Below are 21,033 nucleotides of genomic sequence, written 5' to 3' on the forward strand. Positions count from 1 at the left end.
CGGCCTGCCGGTGTCCGGGCCCCGGTCTTGCGGCGGACCGGTGTCAGCCGCCGTCGAGCCTGCTGCGCAGCAGTGCCTTGCCCAGTTCGGCGCCCTTGCGGCTGTCCGCCTGGGCCTTGCGGAACAGGTCCACGACCTCGGTGTCCTTGTCGCGTTCGGCGTCCTGGATGTAGGTCTCCAGGCGCAGCGCGTTGCTCAGGCATGCCTCCACGTACCAGATCAGGTTGTAGTCCTTGTCCGGCGTGCCGGTCACGCCGCCGGTCTCCGTGCCGCTGGTCATGCGGGCCTCCTCCTTCGCTCTGCCGAGGCGAGTACGTCAGCGCGGCACGGGTACCCCGCTGCCCGCCGTACACACGGCCGGAGCGGATCGACCCGGGGCGTGTCGAGCGCATGCCCGACCGTCGAACGGAACCGCCCCAAACGCCAGCCGCGCCACCCCTTCCGCCGGATAGAAATATCTACAAGCATGCATATGCCCTGGTCGGCATGCAGCCGACGGAGATCCTCCGGAGCGGAACATGAGCGATCTGATCTGGACGCGCGGAGTGGAGTGGCTGGCCGCCGCCGCGCCGGACCCCAAGGAGTGCAAGCGGGAGTGGGACAGCGGCGACGGTGTCGCTCTCCTGGCGGCCGGGCGTTTCTGGGACGTACTGACCGTCCCCGATCAGCTGGGCCTGTTCACCCTCGATCTGCTGTGGCGGCCCTCGCTGCCGATTCCGGGCCCGACACTGGTGGACACCGCCGCACACCGGGTGGGGTTCTTCCTGCCGCCGGACCCGGACAGCCGGTGGATCGGCGCCGGTCTGCGGCACGCGGGCAAGGGGTCCTGGGTGGCGGTTCCTCCGCCGTACCGGTCGGCCCGGTTCCTGGAGTGGCTGATCCCGCCCGACGGGACCGGGGCGCTGCACGCGCCCGCCACCCTGGAGCTCGCCCTGCGTCAGGCGAACGGCACGCTCTCCGTGCTGGAGCCCCTGTGCGGCCGGTAGCGCGTCAGGAGCGCCGCTCCGCTCCGCAGGCCCTCGCCGGCAGGGCGGCGAAGGAGACCCACTGGACTTCCGGACGGGCGGGCACGCACCGCCCCTCGGCCCGCCACTGAGCGACGAGTTGGGCGTAGATCAGCGGGCGGCACCAGCCCCCGCCGGTCAGTTGGGCATAGGGGCCGGGTACGGGATCGCTTGCCGGCCGGCGCCGCGGCGCCCGGGAAGGTCGGTCCATGCCGAGGGCAACGCCCGAGGCCGCACCGGTGGTACGCGAACACGCCGACACTCACCGGACCGGGTGAGCGTACCCCCCGTTCGGAGTAACCCCGGTCGCCCGGCACCCGGACGGCCGGGCTCTGCGGCCTCAACTCGCCTGCCGGATATGGCAATTCCGACAGTTGCCACAGAAGTGATCGGAGAGAGGGCAGCTTTGACGCCAAGTCTGATCGCATCGTGCAAGAACGGTCGCTGCCGGTTGTAGTGTGCTGCGCGTGCCCTCATGACAGGGGCTTCCGATCCCGTCCTGCCCGACTTCTCCTGGAACCCATTCGATGATCGAATTACCGGACCTGGTCGTCGGCGGTCTGGCCGCCGGCACACTGTCCGCGCTGGCCCTCGGCGGCGGACTGCTCCGGTCCCGCCGGCAACAGGCCCTGCAGCAGGCCGAGATCGCCGCGCTGCGTCGCCAACTCGACGGTACTCTCCAGGCGTTCATCGCGGAAGTCGGGTATCTTGCGGCGCAGCGCGTTCCCGCGGCCGCGCGGCAGCTGGCCCATCCGCATGTCGCGGTGCCGGGTCCGCGGCATCCGCATTTCTCCGACACACCGCTCGGCGGCGCCCTGGACGACGTACTCACCGCCCTGCGTCTCGAGTTGACCGGCCAGCGCACCCGGATCGACGCGGCGGCCCAGGCCGGGATGCGTGGCGCGACCCGGGAGATCCAGGCGGCCCTGTACCGGCTGCAGGACGCCCTGCGCGGTCTGCAACAGCAGTACGACGACCCTGAGTTGGCCCAGACCCTGTTCGAACTGGACCACGAGAACGAACAGTCGCTGCGCCGGGCGCAGATCGCCGCGGTGGTGTGCGGGGCCTGGGTGGGGCTCGCCCGTGAGGAGTCCCACCTGGTCGACGCGGTGACTGGCGGTCAGGCCCGGCTCGCGGGCTATCACCGGGTGCGGGTGCACAACCATCTCGCGGCGGGCACGGCCCTGGTGTCGCACGCCGTCGAGCCGGTCGCGATCATCGTCGCGGAGCTCCTCGACAACGCGCTGCGGCACTCCGCGCCGGACACCGACGTGACGGTCAACCTGGAGCACGTCCACCACGGCGTCTGCGTCACGATCGACGACGCCGGCCTCGGCATGACCCAGGACGAACGGGCCCGCGCCCAGCGGCTGGTGGCCGGTTCCGAGCCGATCCTGCTGACCGACCTCGGTGATCCGCCCCGGATGGGTCTGGCCGCGATCGGCCAGCTCACCCGGCAGTTCGACCTGAGCGTGGACCTCTCCTCGCCCTCCCCGTACGGGGGCGTGCGCGCGGTGCTGCTGGTCGACAGCCATCTGCTCAGCCGTATCGACCCCGAGGAGCATCCGCCGGCGGTCAGCGCCCCGCGGTCGACCCGCCGGGAGCAGGAGGCCGGGACCGGCGAGACCGGCACGTCCGCCCCGGCCCACGCGTACGGCATCGAGCAGGACGACGACGCCGACGGTGTCGTGTCCGAGCACGACGGTCCACGGGACGCAGGGGGGCTCCCGCAGCGGCGCCGCCGCAGCCGTGCCACTGCCCCCGACACGCCCGTACCCCGGCGACCGGCGCACCGGCCCGAGGAGGCCGCGGCCGCCCTCGGCGCCCTGCAGTCCGGTACCGCGGCGGCGCGCTCCGGGACCGGGGCCACCGGTGGGGAGGCCCGGGCACGGGGGTGGGCCGGGGCAGCCGCCGACGACACGGAGACGACCGACCAATGACCGACTACGAAGGGGGAGCGGCTCGATGACCAGCCGCGATGCGGGCGACACGGCATGGGTGCTCGAACCGATCCTGCAGGTACCGCATGTCGTGGCCGCCGTTCTGCTCACCCGGGACGGGCTCGTCACCGGGTACACCGACGCGCTGACCCAGCCGTCGGCCGAGCGGGTGGCGGCCATCACCAGCACCGTGCAGGGCGCCTGCCGGACGGCCGCGGCGGCGTTCGCCGACCGGGAGCGGGCCGAGGTGCGCCAGGTGGTCATCGAGTCCGACCACGGCTATGTGCTGATCGTGCCGACGGACCACGGCACGGTCGTCGCCGCGTACGGGGACGCCGAGGTGCGTCTGGACCTGCTGGCGCACCGGGTGCACTCGCAGGTGGCGCGGCTCGGCGAGAAGGCGATGACCGCCGCGCCCCGGGGAGCCGACGGCGGCGCGTCGGCATGACCGGCCGCCCCGGCGGCCGCCCCCTGGTTCCCGCGTATCTGTCGACCGGCGGCGTGGCCCGGCCGAGCCGTCCGCAGCTGGAGCGGCTGTCGGTGCTCACCGGCACCGGCGAGCCGGCGCCCGGCGATCTGCCGGCCGCCCAACTGGCCCTGCTGGAGGAGCTGGACGGCGGATCGCTGACGGTGGTGGAGGCCGCGGCGCTGCTCCGGCTGCCGGTCTCCGCGGTGCGGGTGCTGGCCGGCGGCCTCGTCGACCGGAACCTGGTGCTCGCCCGCGCGCCGATCCCGCCCGCCGAACGGTTCGACCCCGACCTGCTGGAGAGAGTGGCCGATGGCCTGCGCGCCCTCAAGCACAACTAGCGGCATCCACCTGCCGGACAGCGCCCGCGACCTGGTCAAGATCCTGGTCGCGGGACCGTTCGGGGTGGGCAAGACGACCCTCATCGACTCCGTCTCCGAGATCCGCCCGCTGCACACCGAGGAGCAGCTCACCGAGGCGTCCGCGCAGGTGGACGATCTCGCCGGGGTGCGGGAGAAGTCGACGACCACGGTCGCCATCGACTTCGGCCGGATCAGCCTGCCCGGCGGGATCGTGCTGTATCTGTTCGGCACGCCAGGGCAGGAGCGGTTCCGGTCGCTGTGGGACGACATCGCCTACGGGGCGCTCGGCGCGCTCGTGCTGGTGGACAGCCGCCGTGTCGACGCCTCGTTCGACGTGCTCGGTCTGGTGGAGGAGAGCGGCCTGCCGTACGCGGTCGCCTTCAACGCCTTCCCCGACGCACCCCGCCACCACACCGAGGAACAGCTGCGCGCCGCCCTGGACCTGGAGGCGGACACGCCGATGGTGACGTGCGACGCCCGGGAGAAGGACTCCTCCATCGACGCGCTGCTCGCCCTGGTCCAGCATCTGATCGACCGCCACCCTCCGGAGCACCGGTGACCACCCATCCCCCTGCCCAGCAGACCTTCTCCCGTTCGGTGCCCGTGCGGCTGTGGGAGGACGGCTTCGCACTGGATCCGTACCGCTACTACGCCGACCTGCGCGAGCAGGGCCCGATCGGCTGGGCGGAACTCGCGCCGGGTGTGCCGGCGTACGTCGTCACGGACCGGCGGGCCGCGCTGGACCTGCTGCACGACACCGAGACGTTCTCGCACGACCCCCGGCCGTGGGAGGCCACCGTCGCCGACGACTCGCCGGTCCTGGGGATGATGCGCTGGCGTCCCAACAGCCTGTTCGCCGACGGTGCCGCGCACAGTCGCTACCGCACCTCCCTGATCGACACCTTCGACCTGGTCGAGCCGCACGATCTGCGGGCGCGGGTGCACCGGGCGGTGCATGTGCTGGTGAGCCGGTTCGGGCCGCGGGGCGAGGCCGACCTGGTGGGTGACTTCGCCCGGCCGCTGATGGCCCTGGTGTTCAACAGCCTGTTCGGGCTGCCGGACAGCCAGAGCGACCGGCTCAACGCCGCCCTGGGCAAGATGATGGAGGGCGGCGCACAGGCGGCCGAGGGCGAGGCGGAGTTCGGCGGGTACGTCCTGGAGCTGATCGCGGCCAAGGCCGAGGAGCGCGGCGACGACCTGCCGAGCCGACTGCTGGACCATCCGGCCGGGCTCACCCCGGAGGAGGTCACCTGGCAGGTGTTCCTCACCCTCGGCGCCGGACACGAACCGACGGCGAACCTGGTGTCGAACGCGCTGTCGCGGATCCTCGGCAACCCCGCCTACTACTCCACGCTGACGAGCGGCGCCCGTCCCGTGACGGACGCGGTCGTGGAGGTCCTGCACCACGAGACACCCCTGGCCAACTACGGCATCCACTTCGCCCGCAGACCGCTGTCCTTCCACGGCGTGTGGATCCGGGCCGCGGTGCCGGTGGTCATCTCCTACGGGGCGCTGGCGTACTTCGCCGAGCAGGAGCACGGTGCCGACCGGCAGCCGGGCGACGCCTCGCACCTGTCGTGGTCGGCCGGCCCGCACGCCTGCCCGGTCAAGCAGCACACGCTGCTCATCGCCACCGAGGCGATCGAGCGGCTCACCCAGTGGCTGCCGGATCTGCAGCCCGTCCTGCCCCGTGAACGTCTGGCCTGGCGGCCGGGTCCCTTCCACCGGTCGCTCACCGCGCTGCCCGTGCGTTTCACCCCTCGCTCCCCCGACCAGCCAGGAGACCGCCCGTGACCGTGACCGACCGCATCGACCGCTTTGTCATCGACCCGTTCGGCGCCGACATTGCCGGCGAGAGCGCCCGGCTGCGCGCCCTCGGTCCCGTCGTGCCCGTGGAGCTGCCCGGCGGCATACCCGCCTGGGCGCCGACCGGATACGACGTGCTCAAGCAGCTGATCCTCGACCCGCAGGTCAGCAAGGACCCCCGCCGGCACTGGAAACTGTGGCCGGAGATCGGGGAACACCCCTCCTGGGGCTGGATCCTGGGCTGGGTGGGCGTGGTCAACATGCTCTCCACGTACGGCGCCGACCACACGCGGCTGCGCAAGCTGGTCTCGCCCAGCTTCACGCACCGGCGCACCGAGGCGATGCGTGCGCAGGTCGAGGCGGTCACGGCCGAGCTGCTCGACGCACTGGCGGCAGCCGGTGCCGACGGTGGCGTGGTGGACGTGAAGGCGGGCCTCGCCCATCCGCTACCCCTGCGCATCATCTGCGACCTGTTCGGTGTGCCGGACGAGATGCGGGAGGACACCCGTCGGCTCATCGCGGCGATCATGGACACAACCGATCCGAGTCCGGAACACGCCGCGTCCGTGCAGCAGCAGATCGGCACGGTCCTGCCCGCGCTCATCGCCCACCGCAGCGAACACCCCGGCGACGACCTGACCACCGAGCTGATCCGGGTGCGCGACGAGGACGGCGACCGGCTCAGCGACGAGGAGCTGCTGTACACGCTGCTGCTGGTCATCGGGGCCGGTTTCGAGACCACCGTCAACCTCATCGGCAACGCGGTCGTCGCCCTGCTGCGCCGGCCGGAGCAGCTGGCGGCAGTGCGGGCCGGGAAGATCACCTGGGACGCGGTCGTCGACGAGACGCTGCGGGTGCACCCGTCCATCGCCGCGCTGCCGCTGCGGTTCGCCGTCACGGACCTCGAGGTCGGGGATGTCACCATTCCGGCCGGGGACGCCATCATCACGACGTACGCCGCCGCCGGTCTGGATCCGGCGCACTACGGGCCGGACGCGGACGTCTTCGACGCCTCGCGCGGCGCCGACGACCATCTGGCGTTCGGGATCGGTGTGCACCGGTGCATCGGCGCGCCGCTGGCCCGCATGGAGGCGCTGACCGCGCTGCCCGCCCTGTTCGACCGTTTCCCCGGGCTGCGGCTGGCCGCTGCTGAGGGCGAGTTGCGGCAGGTGCCGTCGTTCATCGCGTTCGGGTGGCAGGAGGTGCCGGTGCGGCTGGACGGGTGAGGCCCGGCTCCGCACACAGTGCGGCAGGGGCGCGACCGGTCCCCCGTTCCGGTCGTGCCCCTGCGGCTCGTTGAACCTACGTGCAGGGCGGATCGGTTGTGAACCGTGTCGATGCCCGTTTCACCGGCCGGAGGGCTCAACCGTGCACAGGTGAGTCCGGATGGCCCGGGTTCGCCCCCTGCAGGGCGGGCTGGTCGAGGTCGCCCAGCGCGAGGTGCGCCAGGACCACCTCGTAGAGATCGCTGCCGCCGGAGAGGAGTTGGCGTTCGAGGACGGGCTCGGCGCTGCGCACATGTTCGCGTACGGTCTGCGCGTGGACGCCCAGCAGCTGCGCGGCCCGTTCGGCGTTGCCGCCGGCCGCGATCCAGGTGCGAAGGGTGCGGCGCAGGTCCCTGGTGTCGGCGTCGAGGCGTCCCAGCAGGTCGCGGGCCCAGGTACGCACGGCGGGCCCGGCGAGCAGCTCGTCGAACCTGGTGCAGACCTCATCGCCGAGATCGCCGCCGGGCACCTCCACGAGGCCGGCCTGTGTGTTCAGCGCCAGATGGACGGCGGCCCGGACGGTGAGGTCCGACAGGTCCGTGCGCAGCAGTCCCTCGACGCGTTCCATGCGGGCCCGGACGGTGTTGCGGCTGACGCCGAGGACCATGGCCGCGTTGACGGCGGTGAACTCCAGGCCGAGTCGGGTGGTGGCGAGGAGTTCGGCACGGGTGTGGTGCGGCAGGGTGTCGAGAGGCCGCAGCAGACCGGCTGTCCAGTCGCGCAGTGCGGTCGGGTCCATCAGGCGTTCCGGGTGGGTGCGTTCGGCGTACACGGCCGCCTTGTCCGGGCGGAAGTGCGCCACGGCGAGGGCGCTGACGGCCTGGCCGTACGCGGTGGCGGTCTGGGCGAGGCTCTGCCGGGCGCTGCCGCCGAGGAAGGTGTCCGGGCGGCCCTCGACCAGCGAGCGCAGCTCCGCGGCCGCGGCCTCGCCGGGCGTCAGGACGATCACATGCGAGTCCATGGCCGGGCAGCGCACCACGAGGGCCTGTTCCGAGGTCGCGTCCAGGCATTCCTCGGCGAGCCGGTCGCGGTCGGCGGGGTGGCTCTCGGCCACGTAGACGCAGGCGGTGTCCGTGTCGAGGAGGCCGGGCCAGAGGCCGGCGGCCACCCGGCGGGCGGAGACGGTGTCCTCGACCATGAGCAGTTGCAGGATCGCCAGGCGCAGGTCGGAGGCGGCCCTGCGCAGACGGTGTCCGGCCGCGGCGCTCTCCCGTGCCCGCAGCAGGAGTTCGAGCACTCCGGCGGTGTGGGTGACGATGTCGGAGGTGCGCCGGTCGAAGGGGGCCGGGCGGGTCACCGCCAGCACGCCGGCCGAGGCGGGCCGCGGCAGCTCGACCCTGACCAGCCGCCGGTGGTGTCCGCCGTCCTGCAGCGCGGCGGAGGCGATCCGGCCGGCGGCGATGTCCGCGACCAGGTCCTCGTCGAGCGGTGTCCGCGTTCCGGCGAGGAGGGTACCGGCGTCGTCCTGCAGTGACACGTCCGCGTCCGCGGCGTCCGCGAGCCAGGCGACGACCCTGCGGACGTCCCGCGCGGACGGTCGGAGATGGTCGAGCAACTGCTGTGCCCACGTCGGGTCCGTGCCGTCCGCCACGTCCACGCGACGGCCCTCGTCATCTCGGCCAGCCACGTCGGCCCTGCCTCCTTCTGCTCGTTCCGTACCCCGCCTCGGGGTCACCGGTCGGGGACGTTACCTCAACCGTGACCGAGGGTTCCTGTGGCTTTCACGGGCCGGACGGCGCACAGCGGCCGGAAGCGGGCAGGAAACGGGCCCGGCCAAGGCCTGGCCACTGTCCTCGACGCGACTCCCCTGCGGGCACGGGCCGGTCTGCCCGTTCGTCGCCGCTTGCCGGGCATAAGCTCGACAGATGGCGAAGTACTACGACGTGCACCCCGACAACCCCCAGCCGCGCACCATCGCCCAGGTCGCCGACAGTGTCCGCTCGGGGGCGCTCATCGCATATCCCACGGACTCCTGCTACGCGCTCGGCTGCCGACTGGGCAGCCGGGACGGCATCGAGCGGATCCGGACCATCCGCAAGCTGGACGACCGGCATCACTTCACCCTCGTCTGCCAGGACTTCGCGCAGCTCGGCCAGTTCGTACGGGTCGACAACGACGTGTTCCGCGTGGTCAAGGCGTCGACGCCCGGCAGCTACACGTTCATCCTGCCGGCGACGAAGGAGGTGCCGCGCATGCTGCAGCACCCGAAGAAGAAGACCGTCGGCGTGCGCATCCCCGACCATGTCGTCACCCAGGCCCTGCTCACCGAACTCGGTGAGCCGCTGCTGTCCAGCACCCTGCTCCTGCCGGACGAGGACGAGCCGATGACCCAGGGCTGGGAGATCAAGGACCGGCTCGACCACGTGCTGGACGGCGTGGTCGACTCCGGCGACTGCGGGACCGAACCGACGACGGTGATCGACTTCTCCGGGGGCGAGGCGGAGATCGTACGGCGCGGGGCGGGTGACACCACGCGGTTCGAGTGAGCCGCGGGGCAACGGGCTTCTTACCCGCACATGTCACGATGGCCGCCGCGGGCCCGTCGAGCCGGCGGGCCCCATCTCGCCGACCGCGCAGAAAGGCAGCCAGCCATGACCGCCGTACAGGGAACGGACATTGACATCCCCACCGAGGACGGCACCGCCGACGCCTATCTGACCCACCCCGGCGACGGCGGCCCGCATCCGGCCGTCCTGTTCTACATGGACGCCTTCGGACTGCGACCGCAGCTCAGGTCGATGGCCGACCGGCTGGCCGGAGCCGGGTACACCGTGCTGGTGCCGAACGTCTTCTACCGTCACGGGCGCGCCCCGGTCGTCGAGTTGCCCGAGTTCATCGACGATGCCTTACGCGGCGGGCTGTTCCAGCACATCCTCCCGATGGGGCAGGCCCTGACGTCCGAACTCGCGATGCGCGACGCCGGGGCGTATCTGGACCGGCTGGCGCAGCACCCCGAGGCGGCGGACGGCCCGGTCGCGGTGACCGGCTACTGCTTCGGCGCGCGGCTGGCGCTGCTCACCGCCGGGACGTATCCGGAGCGCGTCGCGGCCGCGGCCGGTTTCCACGGCGCGCAGCTGGCGACCGACGCGCCGGACAGTCCGCATCTGATGGCGGACCGCATCACCGCGGAGCTCTGCTTCGGACACGCCGACGAGGACCCGTCCATGTCCCCGGAGCAGATTCAGCGCCTGGAGGACGCGCTGACCGCGGCGGGCGTCCGGCACCGCTGCGAGGTCTACCCGGGCGCTCCGCACGGGTTCACGCAGGCCGACACCGCGTCGTACCACGCCGAGGGGGACAAGCGTCACTGGGCGGCACTGCTGGACCTGTTGGACCGCACCTTCTGATCCGCCGGCGGCGCCCGCGGTCCCGAGCCGCCGGCGCCGCCGCCGACGTTTTTCTCTGCCCCACTCATTGACATGCTCGCGCCTTGACGCAACGCTGAGAGCGCTCTCAACACCAGGTACGGACCAATTCCCCCCACACCCGCACGGAGGTGGAGAGTGCTCGCCATCCTCAGACACCGGTGGCCGGCCGTGGCCGCGGCGGCGGCCCTGCTCGGCGCGCTGCTCACGTTCGGCACAACGCCGCACGCGGACGCGGCGGTGCCCGCGACGATCCCGCTCCAGATCACCAACAACTCCGGCCGCGGCGATCCGCTCCACGTCTACGTCCTCGGCACCTCGCTGACGACGGGTCAGCAGGGCTGGGCCGACGCGAACGGTACGTTCCATCCGTGGCCGGCGGGCGGCAACCCGCCGACGCCCGCCCCGGACGCGTCCATCCCCGGACCGGCCGCCGGGCAGTCCAGTACCGTCCGGATCCCCAAGCTCTCCGGCCGGATCTACTTCTCGTACGGCCAGAAGCTCGTGTTCAAGCTGGCCACGGGCGGTCTGGTGCAGCCGGCCGTGCAGAACCCGAGCGACCCGAACCGCGACATCCTCTTCAACTGGTCCGAGTACACGCTGAACGACTCGGGCCTGTGGCTGAACAGCACGCAGGTCGACATGTTCTCCGCGCCGTACTCGGTCGGCGTGCAGCGCGCCGACGGCAGTGTGAGCAGCACCGGCCGACTCGAGCCGGGCGGCTACAACGGAGTGTTCGACGCGCTGCGGGCCCAGTCGGGCGGCTGGGGCGGACTGGTCCAGACGCGGTCCGACGGCACCGTGCTGCGGGCGCTGTCCCCGCTGTACGGACTGGAGACCGGGGCGTTGCCCGCATCGGTCATGGCCGACTACATCGACCGGGTCTGGCAGAAGTACGCCACGACCACGCTGACGGTCACGCCGTTCGCCGACCGGCCGGACACCAAGTACCACGGGCGGGTCTCCGGAGGCGTCCTGAACTTCACCAACGGCTCCGGGACGGTCGTCACCAGCTTCCAGAAGCCCGACGCGAGCAGCGTCTTCGGCTGCCACCGGCTCCTCGACGCCCCCAACGACGAGGTGCGCGGCCCGATCTCCCGCACCCTGTGCGCGGGCTTCAACCGCTCGACGCTGCTCACCAACCCCAACCAGCCGGACACCTCGGCGGCGAACTTCTACCAGGACGCGGTGACCAACCACTACGCCCGGATCATCCATGACCGGATGGCCGACGGCAGGGCCTACGCGTTCGCCTTCGACGACGTCGGCCACCACGAGTCACTCGTCCACGACGGCGACCCGCGGCAGGCGTATCTGACCCTCGATCCCTTCGACTGAGCTGCCCCTCCGCTCGACCGGTGCACCGTGGGCGCGGTGCACCGGTCGAGCGGCGTTTTCAGGAGTGTCACCAGCGCCCGGGCTCGGCGCCGACGACCGGCTCCGACGGCTTGCCGTCCACCCCGACCGGCACGTCCCCGGCGAGCATCACCCGGTGCATGATCCGGGGGAAGCCGAGGTGGGCGTTGTCACTGGGCGCGAGGTGGATGGTGGCCCGGTTGTCCCAGAAGGCCACGCTGCCGGGCTCCCAGCGGAAACGGACGGTGTACTCGGGGCGAACCGCCTGCTCCAGCAGCATGTCCAGGATCGCCCGGCTCTCGGCGCGGGAGAGGCCGGCGATCTGCTCGACGTAGTAGCCGTTGACGAACAGCACCCGCTCGCCGGTCTCCGGGTGCACGCGCACCAGCGGGTGCACGGAGGCGACCTGATGGTCCAGCAGATGCCTGACGTAGGCGTCGTCGCCGGGCCGCGGCTGGTAGCCGACGCCGAGCCGGTGTTCGGCACGCAGTCCGTCCACGAACTCCCCTACCGGGGCGGACAGTCCGGCGTACGCCGCCGCCAGATTCGACCAGGTGGTGTCGCCGCCGTACGGCGGGACGGTCTCGGCGCGCAGGATGGTCGCGGCAGGCGGGTCGACACGGGCGCCGTGGTCGCAGTGCCAGCCGCGCAGCAGGGTGTGCCGGCGGCGCTGCAGCCACTCGTCGTGCTCCATGCCGAACCGCCCGCCGAGCTCCAGCCGGTCGGCGGTCGTCTCGATCTCCGGGAAGTCGGCCGGTGACGCTCCCCCGCGCCGCCCGAGGACGACCGGTTCGCCGAACCGGCGCGCGAACGCCACATGCGCGGCGTGGTCCAGCCGCTGCCCGCGGAAGAACACGACCTTCCAGCGCAGTACCGCCGCCCGGATCACGGCCACCTGGGCGTCGTCCAGCTCACCGGCCAGGTCGACGCCCGCGATCTCGGCCCCGATGTGCCCGGCGACCGGCTGCACCTCCAGCCCGGCGTCCCGCGCCGCCTGGTCCGTCGTACGGCTGTCCGTCGTCATGCGCACTCCGTTGGTCGTGGGTGTCTCGGCTTCCGGAGAGATCGTGACAGCGATCGCGACCGAGGCGACAGTGCCACACTCCGAGACGACGGACCCGCTGGTCTCACACCGTGAACTCCCGTATCACCGTGTTCCGGAACACCGCCCGGCCGCCGATCGTGAACAGTGCGAGCCGGTCGTCGAGGAGATACGGGAAGACCTCCGACGAGTGCACGTACCGGCCGTCGTCGACGAACATCTCCACCGACGTGCGGTCGACCAGGATCCGCAGCCGCACCCGGCGGGCGGAGGGGTCGAAGGGGCTCTTGCTCTCCTGCCATCGGCCGGAGGCGTCGGGGTTCACGGTGGGCCGGCGGTTGAGGAAGGCGTAGTCGCCGTAGACGCCGGCGTCGATGTGGCGGACACCGTCGGGGGAACGGCGCAGTTGGAGGCCGGCGCCGGTCAGTCGGTCCCAGGTGATCTCGCAGGTCACCTCGTAGGCCGTGCCCCGGTGGTCGAGGACTCGGGTGCCGTCCACCTCCAGGTCGCCGAGGTTCAGCGTGCGGGACACGTACGAGTCCAGTGCGGCAACGGGACGTGAGGCGAAGTAGTACATGCCGGACGGAGCGCGCTTGAGCGCGATCTCGCGGACGATCGAGTCGGTGCCGTTGAAGCCGTCGCAGTCGATCGTGGGTGTGGTGTTGGCGTAGTCCCAGTTGTTCAGCCAGCCGATGGCGTACCGCGTGCCCTCGTCGAGCCGGCCGTCCGCGTCCCGTTTCTCGAAGGTGACCGCCCCGTACCAGTCCCAGCCGTGGTCCAGCCACTGCGGCTCGGACGCGTCGGGCGTGAAGGTGGTGCCGTCGAAGGCTCCGGTCCAGTAGGCGTAGGTGTTGGGCAGTCCTGAGCCCTTGCCGTTGGCGCTCGCCCCCAGCACCCAGTGCACGGTGCCGTCCTCGGCCCTGATGCGGAACAGGTCGGGGCACTCCAGCACGCCGATGCCGTCCTTGACGAAGCCGCTCACGTAGGTCCAGGACCTGAGGTTCGGCGAGTGGTAGAAGCCGATCTTGTTGTTCTCGGCGAGCGCCATCACCCACCGGCCGCGCTCCTCGTCGCGGATCACCTTCGGGTCGCGGAAGTCGCGCACGCCGGGGTTGGCCAGCACCGGATCGGTGCCGTGGTGGGTGAAGGTGCGGCCGCCGTCGGTGGAGTAGTACAGGTACTGGGCCTGCGTGTTGGCGCCCTCAACGGGTTCCATGGTGGCGAGCACGACGACCGCGCCCGTCCCGAAGCCCGCGGTGTTGTCGGTGTCCACCACCGCCGAGCCGGACCACACGTCGCCGTTGGGTGTGGTGTCCTTGGGCACGGCGATCCCCCGGTCCGTGAAGCGGACCAGGTCGGTGCTGGTGGCCAGGCGCCAGGCGGTGCCCGCGGTGGTGCCGCCGGTGAAGTAGTCCGGGTTGTACAGGTAGTAGTAGTGGTACTCGCCGTCGACCCAGATCGGGCGCTGAGGGTCGTTCTTCCACTGGTCGGGGACCGTGAAGTGATACCGGCCGCGGTAACTCGCGCAGTCGGCCCGGGTCTTCGGCCTGGCCGTGGCGGGCACGGCAGGCAGTAAGGCAGCCGCGGTCCCCGCGGCCGAACCGGCGAACAGCGCTCTTCTGGTCATCCCGTGCATCACGCATCGTTCCTCTCGTCAGAACGGCGGCTCCGTGGACCAGGACTGTGCGACCTAACTCGTTAAAGGTCAAGTGTTCGCGGGCCTTGACAGGCAGGTGACACGCTTCTCATCATCTGGGGCATCACACCTTGGCTAACACGAGTTAGGCCCCTTCAATGACCGACTCGCACCTCACCCGCCGCACATTGCTGCGGTACGGCGCCTACGGCGCGGGTGCCGCCGCGCTGGCCGGCACCGCAGCGAGCTGGGACCGGCTCACCGGAGCCGACATCCCCGGCCGCGACGACGGCTCCCTCGTCGTCGCCACCCTCGGCCCCGCCTACGGGCCGGAGGCCGTCCGCACGCTCACCGAGGGCTTCAAGAAGGTCCACCCCGACATCAAGCTGCGGATCAACGCCGTGCAGGCCGTCGACTGGTCGGACTTCTTCGCGAAGATCCTCACCCAGATCGCGGCAGGCACCGCGCCCGACCTCGTCTACGTCGCCACCGAGGGCGTGCAGTTGTTCGCGCAGCGCCTCGGGGTCCCGCTGGACGACTGGGTGAAGCGGGACGCCGGGGAGCTGCGTGAGTACTTCGCCGACGTCCATCCCTCGCTGGTGGAGTCGATGATGTACGAGGGCAGCCTGTACCAGCTGCCGGTCGAGTTCAACGCGGCCGACATCTACCTCAACACCCAGGTGCTCAAGCGCGCGGGCGCGGACTTCCCGGCGGCCGACTGGACCCGCGACGACTTCACCGCGCTGCTGCGGGACATGAAGAAGTCCAGCGGCTCGCAGTTCACCCCGTACTTCTGGACCAACCGGCTGTGGGGCGGCGTGGTGCCCTGGCTGTTCGCCAACGACACCAACCTGCTCGCCGAGTCCAAGGCGCCGGGCGGCGCCTGGCTGTGGGACTCCTTCTACCCGGCCGACCGGCGGCAGGGTCGCGGGGGCGGTTTCCGCTGGACCACCCCGCAGGCCACCGACGCCCGCGTGGAGGAGGCGTACGACTATCTCGCCTCCCTCATCCAGGAGGGCCTGTGCACCCGCCCCGAGGGCGGCAACGGCCAGAACCTCATCGGTGTGTTCTCCACCGGACGGGTCGGCGTCACGCCCGCGGGCGGCTTCTGGGCGGGCGGCCTGCACCTGGCGGGCATGCAGGCCGACGGCTTTGACGTGCAGTACTTCCCGCGCTGGCGCACCCAGCGCATGCAGTACGGCGCCGCCGGCTACGCGCTGCTGCGCACGTCGAAGCGGCAGGAGGAGGCCTGGGAGTTCATCAAGTACGCCGCCCGCCGGGACACCCTGATGCGACTGTTCGAGACCAACCAGACCACCCCGGCCCGCCGTTCGATGCTGACCGCCGACCGCTACCGGGAGATCGGCCCCAAGCACTGGCAGGTCTTCTACGACACCCTCGACAAGTTCCCCGACACCGGACCGATCCCCGCGCCGCCGCAGGTCGCCGAGGTCGAGCAGGTGCTGCTCAAGCACACCGGTACCGCCCTGGCCTCCCGGCGCTCGGTGGCCCCCGCGCTGCGCCGGATGCAGGGCGACCTGGAGAAGGCCATGGAGCGTGACGTATGACGAACACCCAGATACCGGCCGTACGCACGGAGCAGCCGACGGCGCCACCGGCTGTCGCGCCCCGGTCCTCCGCCCGGGACCGTGGCACCCGGCTGCTGGCCACGCTGTTCCTGGCGCCCACGATCGTCGGCATCGTCGTCTTCACGGTCGTGCCGATCGTCGGCTCGGTGGTCCTCAGCCTCTTCCACTGGAACGTGATCGACGACCCGAGCTTCGCCGGGGCCGCCAACTACCGTGAGGTGTTCGGCGATTCGACCGTGCTGGTCTCCTTCCGCAACACGCTCGTGTTCATGGTGTTCGCGGTCGCGCTGCAACTGCTGATCGCCCTGATGCTGGCGCTGGCGGTGAACGGGCGCATGCCGGTGTGGCTGCGTTCGGTGTTCCGCTCGGCGTTCTTCTTCCCGCTGGTGCTGTCCGCCGCGTCGATCTCGGTGGTGATGAAGTACCTGTTCAACCAGGACTTCGGGGTCGTGAACTGGCTGCTCGGCTTCGTCGGGATCGCGCCGGTGCCGTGGCTGACGTCCGAGAACGCGGCGATGGCCACGGTGATCCTGGTCTATGTCTGGCAGCAGTTCGGGTTCTCGTTCCTGCTGTTCGTCGGCGGCCTGAACAACATCCCCAAGGAGATCCACGAGGCCGCCTCGCTCGACGGCGCGACCGGGCTGCGCAAGCACCTCGCCGTCACGCTGCCGCTGCTGTCGCCCACCCTGCTGGTCGCCTCGGTGGTCGGCATCATCAACGCGCTGCAGGTCTTCGAGCAGCCGTACGTCCTCACCAACGGCGGGCCCGGTGACGCCACCCGGACCGTGGTGATGGTCATCTACGAGAGCGCGTTCGAGCAGCTCCGCTTCGGTGCGGCCTCGGCGGTGGGTGTGCTGCTGTTCGTACTGATCATGGCGGTCACCGCACTCCAGTTCCGGCTCAGCCGGCGTTTCGTCCACTACCAGTGAGCCGGGTGAGTCCCTTGAGCCAAGCATCCCTGTCCCTGAGCCGTACGCGGTACTCGCTCGCGCCGTGGGCCCGGATCGCCGGGCTGACCGTGTGCGCCCTGCTGACCCTGGGCCCGGTCATCTGGACCGTCTCCACCTCGCTGCGCACCCCGGCCGAGGCCTTCGACCTGCCGCCGAAGCTCATCCCGACGGACCCGTCCGCCGACGCCTACCGCGGGGTGTTCGACCAGATCGACGTCTGGCTGCTCGCCCTCAACTCGACGCTGGTGACCGCGCTGATCGCGGTGGGCCAGATGATCACGGCCGGGCTGGCGGGATACGCCTTCGCCCGCCTCGAGTTCCGGTTCAAGAAGCCGCTGTTCGGGCTGGTCCTGGCGACCATGATGGTGCCGCTGCAGGTCACCATCGTGCCGGTGTTCCTGGTGCTGAAGTCGATGGGCCTGACCGACACCCTGCTCGGTCTGATCATCCCGGCCTTCCCGACCGCCTTCGGGACCTTCCTGATGCGCCAGTACTTCCTGGGCATGCCGAAGGACCTGGGCGAGGCGGCCATGCTGGACGGCTGCGGGCCCTGGTGGATCTTCCGGTCCGTGTACGCCCCGCTGGCCGCACCCGGACTCGCGATCGTCGGCGTGCTGGCCTTCAACTACCACTGGAACGAGTTCTTCCGCCCGCTGATCCTGGAGACCTCCGGCCAGAACTACACCCTCCCCCTGGGCCTGGTCTCCCTCCAGGGCAACCTGGGCACCGGCTCCATCTCGGTGGTGCTCGCCGGTGTCGTCCTCTCCATGATCCCCGCCGTCGCCGTGTTCGTCGTCGGTCAGCGCCCTCTCCGCGAGGGCATCACGTCCGCAGGAGTCAACCGTTGAGCCTCGCCGCTCAGTCCACGGACCCCGGCGCCCCGCGCTTCAGGGTCCGTCCCCCCGCCAACTGGATCAACGACCCGAACGGCCCCTTCCGTTGGCGGGGCCGCCACCACCTCTTCTACCAGCACAACCCCGACGCCCCGGTGCACACGAACGTCCACTGGGGCCACGTCTCCAGCCACGACCTCGTCCACTGGGAGCACCATCCGATCGCGCTCTCCCCGACCCCCGGCGGCCCGGACGAGGCGGGCTGCTGGTCGGGCTGCGTGGTCGACGACGACGGCGTGCCGACGGCCGTGTACACGGGTGTCGACCGGCAGCACACCGGCCTCGGCTCGATCTGCCTGGCGCGGGCGTTGATGCCGGAGGACGAGACACTGACCGACTGGAGGCCACTGCCTACGCCGGTGGTGACCGGCCCGCCCGCCGGCCTGGACGTGGTGATGTTCCGCGACCCGTTCGTGTTCCGCAGCGGTGGCCGGCGGTGGGCACTGGTCGGCGCGGGGCACGCCGACGGGACTCCGTCGGTGCTGCTCTACGACTGTGAGGACCTGGCCGACTGGCGGTTCGCCGGGGTACTCATCGACGGCAACGACCCGGTAGCGGCGGACGCGTTCGGAGACAAGGCGGTCGGCTGGGAGTGCCCGCAGCTGTACGCGACGGCGGGCGGGGAGTGGGTGCTGGTGGTGTCGCTGTGGGACGGAGACCCGTGCGCCACCGGTTATCTGACGGGCCGTCTCGAGCCGTACGAGGAAGGCGAGTTGCACTTCGCGGCGCGCACCGGCGGGCGGCTCGACCACGGTCGGGACTTCTATGCGCCCGCCGTGCTCCAGGAGCCGGACCGGGCGCTCATGTGGGGCTGGTCCTGGGAGGCGCGTGAGCAGAGCGAGGTCGATCGCGCGGGGTGGGCCGGTGTCCTGACCGCGCCGAGGGTGGTGGACGTCCACCCCGACGGCGCCCTGCGGGTCGTACCGGCTCCGGAATTCGAACTGCTGCGTGCGGCCGAGCCGTTCGTCACCTCACCGGGCCTTCGCACACCGCTGCCGGAGGCGTACGACCTGACCGTGACCGCATCCGGCCGGACCACCGTGAGTCTGCTGCGGTCCGCCTCGGGCGCGGAGCTGACGGTCCTGCTGGACCCGGACGCGGGCACGGTGACACTCGACCGCGGTGACTGGCCGAGGGCGCGGCCGGACGGCTCGGCGCCGATCGTCGTGCGGGCACCCGCCGAACAGGTGCGGATCCTCGTCGACGGCTCGCTGTTCGAGCTGTTCGTCGGCGACCGGGCCACGGTCACCGAGCGGGTCTACCGGCGACCGGACGATGTGCCCGAGCTCGTCGTCACGGGTTCCGGGGCCACGGTCACCGGCTGGGAGCTGGTCCCACCGACGCACGGCTGATCACGGGGCAGGCCAGGCGCCGTACCGTCGCGGGCGGCGTCCTGCCCGTGTCGATGGAGTCGAGGACCAGCCGTGCGGCGGCCTCGCCCATCGCCCGGTGGGGCAGCGCGACAGTGGTGAGGGGCGGCGTGAGGAACTCGGCCATGTGCTCCTGGTCGTCATAGCCGACCACCGACAGCTCGCCGGGGACGGCGATGCCGAGCCGGGTCGCGGCATGCAGGGCGCCTGCCGCGACCCGGTCGTTGTAGCAGAAGATCCCGGTGGGGCGCCGGTCGGCGGGGACGCCGTCGAGGACGTGGAGCGCACCCTCGTACCCTCCGGTGATCTCGCCTCCGCTCCGTACCACCCACTCCTTGGGGACGGTGATGCCCTCGGCGCGCAGGGCGTCCCGGAAGCCTCGCAGCCGGTCGACGGAGGCGATGTCGTCCTGGCCGCCCACCATGGCGACCCTGCGGTGCCCCTCGTCCAGCAGCAGCCGGGCCGCCGTACGGCCTCCCGCACGCTCGGCGGGGATGACGGCGGGCAGGGAGTCGTCCTCGGGCAGACAGTTGGCGAGGACGGAGTGGGTGCGGTGCAGGCCCTCGGGGACGCGGACGCGGCGCAGCGACATGGCCGCGTAGATGATGCCGTCCACGCGCCGGTCGAGGAGTTCGGCGACGGCCGCGTCCTCCTTGGCCGGGTCGCCGCCGGAGTCGATGGTCAGCACGAGGTGCTCGCTGTCCCAGGCGGTCTCCATCGCGCCGCGCAGCAGCCGGCCGGCGAACGGCGACGAGGCGATCTCGTCGGTGACCAGGCCGATCACGGCCGTACGGCGGCGGCGCAGGCCTCGCGCGACAGGGTCGGGGCGGTAGCCGAGCTCGGCGGCGGCCCGGCGGATGCGCTCCTGGGTGGCGGGCGAGAGATTGCCCTCGGCGCGGCCGTTGAAGACGAAGGAGACAGCCGTGTGCGACACACCGGCGAGCCGGGCGACGTCCCGTGACGTGGGGCGCCCCGATCCCGTCGGCTGCTTCTCCTCGGTGCCGCCCATGCCGTCCGCTGCCCTCATCCCCCACCCGTCCGGTTGATCGATCCTCACCCTATCCGTGACGCTGGATGTACGGCACAGTCGAGGGAAGGCCGAACGGTGATCAGCATCCCGCTGCACACGCTCAACGACGGCACGAAGATCCCCGCCATCGGTCTGGGGACCTGGCCGCTGGACGACACGCAGGCGGAACAGGCGGTTCTCGACGCCCTGGAGCTGGGCTACCGCCTCGTCGACACGGCGGCGAACTACCGCAACGAGACGGGGGTCGGCCGTGCCGTCGCCCGCACCGGTGTCCCGCGCGAGGAGGTGGTGGTGACGACGAAGCTCCCGGGCCGGCACCACGGTTACGAGGAGACCCTCGCCTCCTTCGAGGAGTCCCGCGCCCGTCTCGGCCTGGACTGTGTGGACCTCTATCTCATCCACTGGCCGCTGCCCCGCGTCGACAAGTACGTGGACTCCTGGAAGGCCATGATCAAGCTGCGTGAGGACGGCCTCGTCCGGTCGATCGGCGTCTCCAACTTCACGGCCGCGCACATCGAACGGCTGGAGAAGGAGACCGGAGTCCTGCCCTCGGTCAACCAGATCGAGCTGCACCCGCTGTTCCCCCAGGACGACCTGCGCGCCTTCCACACCGGCAAGGGCATCCTCACCGAGAGCTGGAGCCCTCTGGCCCCCGGCACCGACGTCCTGGACGATCCCGTCGTGACCGGCATCGCCGACGCCCTCGGGGTGACCCCCGGCCAGGTCGTCCTGCGCTGGCACACGCAGTTGGGCGCCCTCCCCGTCCCGAAGTCGGCGAACCGGGAGCGGCAGCGCGAGAACCTCGGCATCTTCGGCTTCACCCTGGATCCCGACCGGATGAGCGCCCTTGCCGACCGGGCTCATCGGCGCCTCGGCGGGGATCCCGAGGTGCACGAGGAGTTCTGAGCGGCGTTGCGGGCACCGTCGGCGGGGTACTCGGGGCACCCGGGAAGGAGGCG

21 protein-coding genes are annotated in these 21,033 nt (G+C 71.4%); 15 read left to right on the top strand and 6 right to left on the bottom strand.

Annotated features, from left to right (window positions below; translation table 11 throughout):
- Nucleotides 1-43: 43 nt before the first annotated feature.
- The gene (locus ACFV7R_RS37860) at nt 44-280 is read right to left on the bottom strand and encodes a hypothetical protein (protein WP_129797838.1); all 237 of its coding nucleotides are present in this window, start codon (nt 278-280) and stop codon (nt 44-46) included.
- A gap of 238 nt (nt 281-518) precedes the next feature.
- Between ACFV7R_RS37860 and ACFV7R_RS37865 the strand changes: the two genes are divergently transcribed.
- On the top strand, nt 519-986 hold the full coding sequence (locus tag ACFV7R_RS37865; RefSeq protein ID WP_385272335.1) for a hypothetical protein: 468 nt from the start codon (nt 519-521) through the stop codon (nt 984-986).
- A 4-nt stretch (nt 987-990) separates the two neighbouring features.
- Here ACFV7R_RS37865 and ACFV7R_RS37870 read toward each other — a convergent pair whose 3' ends face one another.
- Nucleotides 991-1,215 (bottom strand): hypothetical protein, encoded by a 225-nt coding sequence (locus ACFV7R_RS37870; protein ID WP_385272338.1) that lies wholly within the window; start codon nt 1,213-1,215, stop codon nt 991-993.
- A gap of 316 nt (nt 1,216-1,531) precedes the next feature.
- On the opposite strand from ACFV7R_RS37870, the gene ACFV7R_RS37875 reads away from it, so the two are divergent.
- The 6 genes from ACFV7R_RS37875 to ACFV7R_RS37900 are packed head-to-tail and all read left to right on the top strand — an operon-like array spanning nt 1,532 to nt 6,804.
- Nucleotides 1,532-2,944: an ATP-binding protein gene (locus ACFV7R_RS37875; protein WP_385272341.1), complete on the top strand. Its 1,413-nt coding sequence runs from the start codon at nt 1,532-1,534 to the stop codon at nt 2,942-2,944.
- 25 nt (nt 2,945-2,969) lie between these two features.
- The gene (locus ACFV7R_RS37880; protein WP_385272344.1) at nt 2,970-3,392 is read left to right on the top strand and encodes a roadblock/LC7 domain-containing protein; all 423 of its coding nucleotides are present in this window, start codon (nt 2,970-2,972) and stop codon (nt 3,390-3,392) included.
- Nucleotides 3,389-3,751, top strand: a complete 363-nt coding sequence (locus tag ACFV7R_RS37885; protein ID WP_385272347.1) for a DUF742 domain-containing protein — start codon at nt 3,389-3,391, stop codon at nt 3,749-3,751. Before ACFV7R_RS37880 ends, ACFV7R_RS37885 begins: the two co-directional genes overlap by 4 nt.
- On the top strand, nt 3,723-4,331 hold the full coding sequence (locus tag ACFV7R_RS37890) for an ATP/GTP-binding protein (RefSeq protein WP_385272350.1): 609 nt from the start codon (nt 3,723-3,725) through the stop codon (nt 4,329-4,331). The genes ACFV7R_RS37885 and ACFV7R_RS37890 overlap by 29 nt, the downstream gene beginning before the upstream one ends.
- Nucleotides 4,328-5,566, top strand: coding sequence for a cytochrome P450 (locus ACFV7R_RS37895; protein ID WP_385272353.1), 1,239 nt, complete (start codon nt 4,328-4,330; stop codon nt 5,564-5,566). Before ACFV7R_RS37890 ends, ACFV7R_RS37895 begins: the two co-directional genes overlap by 4 nt.
- The gene (locus tag ACFV7R_RS37900; RefSeq protein ID WP_385272356.1) at nt 5,563-6,804 is read left to right on the top strand and encodes a cytochrome P450; all 1,242 of its coding nucleotides are present in this window, start codon (nt 5,563-5,565) and stop codon (nt 6,802-6,804) included. Before ACFV7R_RS37895 ends, ACFV7R_RS37900 begins: the two co-directional genes overlap by 4 nt.
- Nucleotides 6,805-6,940: 136 nt before the next feature.
- Here ACFV7R_RS37900 and ACFV7R_RS37905 read toward each other — a convergent pair whose 3' ends face one another.
- The gene (locus ACFV7R_RS37905; RefSeq protein ID WP_385272359.1) at nt 6,941-8,470 is read right to left on the bottom strand and encodes a helix-turn-helix domain-containing protein; all 1,530 of its coding nucleotides are present in this window, start codon (nt 8,468-8,470) and stop codon (nt 6,941-6,943) included.
- Nucleotides 8,471-8,708: 238 nt separating this feature from the next.
- Between ACFV7R_RS37905 and ACFV7R_RS37910 the strand changes: the two genes are divergently transcribed.
- The 3 genes from ACFV7R_RS37910 to ACFV7R_RS37920 all read left to right on the top strand — a co-directional run bounded on the left by ACFV7R_RS37910 (nt 8,709) and on the right by ACFV7R_RS37920 (nt 11,546).
- The gene (locus tag ACFV7R_RS37910) at nt 8,709-9,329 is read left to right on the top strand and encodes an L-threonylcarbamoyladenylate synthase (protein ID WP_385272362.1); all 621 of its coding nucleotides are present in this window, start codon (nt 8,709-8,711) and stop codon (nt 9,327-9,329) included.
- Nucleotides 9,330-9,434: 105 nt separating this feature from the next.
- Nucleotides 9,435-10,190 (top strand): dienelactone hydrolase family protein, encoded by a 756-nt coding sequence (locus ACFV7R_RS37915; RefSeq protein ID WP_385272365.1) that lies wholly within the window; start codon nt 9,435-9,437, stop codon nt 10,188-10,190.
- Nucleotides 10,191-10,346: 156 nt separating this feature from the next.
- Nucleotides 10,347-11,546 carry a glycoside hydrolase family 64 protein gene (locus tag ACFV7R_RS37920; RefSeq protein ID WP_385272368.1) on the top strand — a complete coding sequence of 400 codons (1,200 nt, stop codon included), beginning with the start codon at nt 10,347-10,349 and terminating at the stop codon, nt 11,544-11,546.
- A gap of 67 nt (nt 11,547-11,613) precedes the next feature.
- Here ACFV7R_RS37920 and ACFV7R_RS37925 read toward each other — a convergent pair whose 3' ends face one another.
- Nucleotides 11,614-12,588, bottom strand: a complete 975-nt coding sequence (locus ACFV7R_RS37925; protein ID WP_385272371.1) for a TauD/TfdA dioxygenase family protein — start codon at nt 12,586-12,588, stop codon at nt 11,614-11,616.
- A 103-nt stretch (nt 12,589-12,691) separates the two neighbouring features.
- Nucleotides 12,692-14,242 (bottom strand): glycoside hydrolase family 32 protein, encoded by a 1,551-nt coding sequence (locus tag ACFV7R_RS37930; protein WP_385272374.1) that lies wholly within the window; start codon nt 14,240-14,242, stop codon nt 12,692-12,694.
- A gap of 158 nt (nt 14,243-14,400) precedes the next feature.
- On the opposite strand from ACFV7R_RS37930, the gene ACFV7R_RS37935 reads away from it, so the two are divergent.
- Genes ACFV7R_RS37935 through ACFV7R_RS37950 form a run of 4 tightly spaced genes read left to right on the top strand, consistent with a single transcriptional unit; the run spans nt 14,401 to nt 19,026 of the window.
- Entirely contained in the window at nt 14,401-15,810 is a 1,410-nt protein-coding gene (locus tag ACFV7R_RS37935) for an extracellular solute-binding protein (RefSeq protein WP_385272377.1), read from the top strand.
- The gene (locus ACFV7R_RS37940; RefSeq protein WP_385272380.1) at nt 15,807-16,760 is read left to right on the top strand and encodes a carbohydrate ABC transporter permease; all 954 of its coding nucleotides are present in this window, start codon (nt 15,807-15,809) and stop codon (nt 16,758-16,760) included. Before ACFV7R_RS37935 ends, ACFV7R_RS37940 begins: the two co-directional genes overlap by 4 nt.
- Nucleotides 16,761-16,774: 14 nt before the next feature.
- Entirely contained in the window at nt 16,775-17,629 is an 855-nt protein-coding gene (locus tag ACFV7R_RS37945; protein ID WP_385272383.1) for a carbohydrate ABC transporter permease, read from the top strand.
- Complete coding sequence (locus tag ACFV7R_RS37950) at nt 17,626-19,026, top strand: glycoside hydrolase family 32 protein (protein ID WP_385272386.1); 1,401 nt, start codon at nt 17,626-17,628, stop codon at nt 19,024-19,026. Before ACFV7R_RS37945 ends, ACFV7R_RS37950 begins: the two co-directional genes overlap by 4 nt.
- Here ACFV7R_RS37950 and ACFV7R_RS37955 read toward each other — a convergent pair.
- A complete protein-coding gene (locus tag ACFV7R_RS37955; RefSeq protein ID WP_385272435.1) occupies nt 18,989-20,053 on the bottom strand; it encodes a LacI family DNA-binding transcriptional regulator in 1,065 nt (354 codons plus the stop codon). The genes ACFV7R_RS37950 and ACFV7R_RS37955 overlap by 38 nt on opposite strands.
- Before the next feature lie 96 nt (nt 20,054-20,149).
- On the opposite strand from ACFV7R_RS37955, the gene ACFV7R_RS37960 reads away from it, so the two are divergent.
- Nucleotides 20,150-20,980: an aldo/keto reductase gene (locus tag ACFV7R_RS37960; protein WP_385272389.1), complete on the top strand. Its 831-nt coding sequence runs from the start codon at nt 20,150-20,152 to the stop codon at nt 20,978-20,980.
- Nucleotides 20,981-21,033: the final 53 nt, after the last annotated feature.

This window comes from Streptomyces sp. NPDC059866 (genome assembly GCF_042731325.1).
In the GTDB taxonomy this organism is placed as follows: domain Bacteria; phylum Actinomycetota; class Actinomycetes; order Streptomycetales; family Streptomycetaceae; genus Streptomyces; species Streptomyces flavusporus.

Excerpts from the sequence above, each read along its gene's own strand:
- ACFV7R_RS37860 (WP_129797838.1), bottom strand. The coding sequence starts at position 280 with ATGACCAGCGGCACGGAGACCGGCGGCGTGACCGGCACGCCGGACAAG.
- ACFV7R_RS37865 (WP_385272335.1), top strand. The coding sequence starts at position 519 with ATGAGCGATCTGATCTGGACGCGCGGAGTGGAGTGGCTGGCCGCCGCC.
- ACFV7R_RS37870 (WP_385272338.1), bottom strand. The coding sequence starts at position 1,215 with ATGGACCGACCTTCCCGGGCGCCGCGGCGCCGGCCGGCAAGCGATCCC.
- ACFV7R_RS37875 (WP_385272341.1), top strand. The coding sequence starts at position 1,532 with ATGATCGAATTACCGGACCTGGTCGTCGGCGGTCTGGCCGCCGGCACA.
- ACFV7R_RS37880 (WP_385272344.1), top strand. The coding sequence starts at position 2,970 with ATGACCAGCCGCGATGCGGGCGACACGGCATGGGTGCTCGAACCGATC.
- ACFV7R_RS37885 (WP_385272347.1), top strand. The coding sequence starts at position 3,389 with ATGACCGGCCGCCCCGGCGGCCGCCCCCTGGTTCCCGCGTATCTGTCG.
- ACFV7R_RS37890 (WP_385272350.1), top strand. The coding sequence starts at position 3,723 with ATGGCCTGCGCGCCCTCAAGCACAACTAGCGGCATCCACCTGCCGGAC.
- ACFV7R_RS37910 (WP_385272362.1), top strand. The coding sequence starts at position 8,709 with ATGGCGAAGTACTACGACGTGCACCCCGACAACCCCCAGCCGCGCACC.
- ACFV7R_RS37915 (WP_385272365.1), top strand. The coding sequence starts at position 9,435 with ATGACCGCCGTACAGGGAACGGACATTGACATCCCCACCGAGGACGGC.
- ACFV7R_RS37925 (WP_385272371.1), bottom strand. The coding sequence starts at position 12,588 with ATGACGACGGACAGCCGTACGACGGACCAGGCGGCGCGGGACGCCGGG.
- ACFV7R_RS37930 (WP_385272374.1), bottom strand. The coding sequence starts at position 14,242 with ATGCACGGGATGACCAGAAGAGCGCTGTTCGCCGGTTCGGCCGCGGGG.
- ACFV7R_RS37935 (WP_385272377.1), top strand. The coding sequence starts at position 14,401 with ATGACCGACTCGCACCTCACCCGCCGCACATTGCTGCGGTACGGCGCC.
- ACFV7R_RS37940 (WP_385272380.1), top strand. The coding sequence starts at position 15,807 with ATGACGAACACCCAGATACCGGCCGTACGCACGGAGCAGCCGACGGCG.
- ACFV7R_RS37955 (WP_385272435.1), bottom strand. The coding sequence starts at position 20,053 with ATGGGCGGCACCGAGGAGAAGCAGCCGACGGGATCGGGGCGCCCCACG.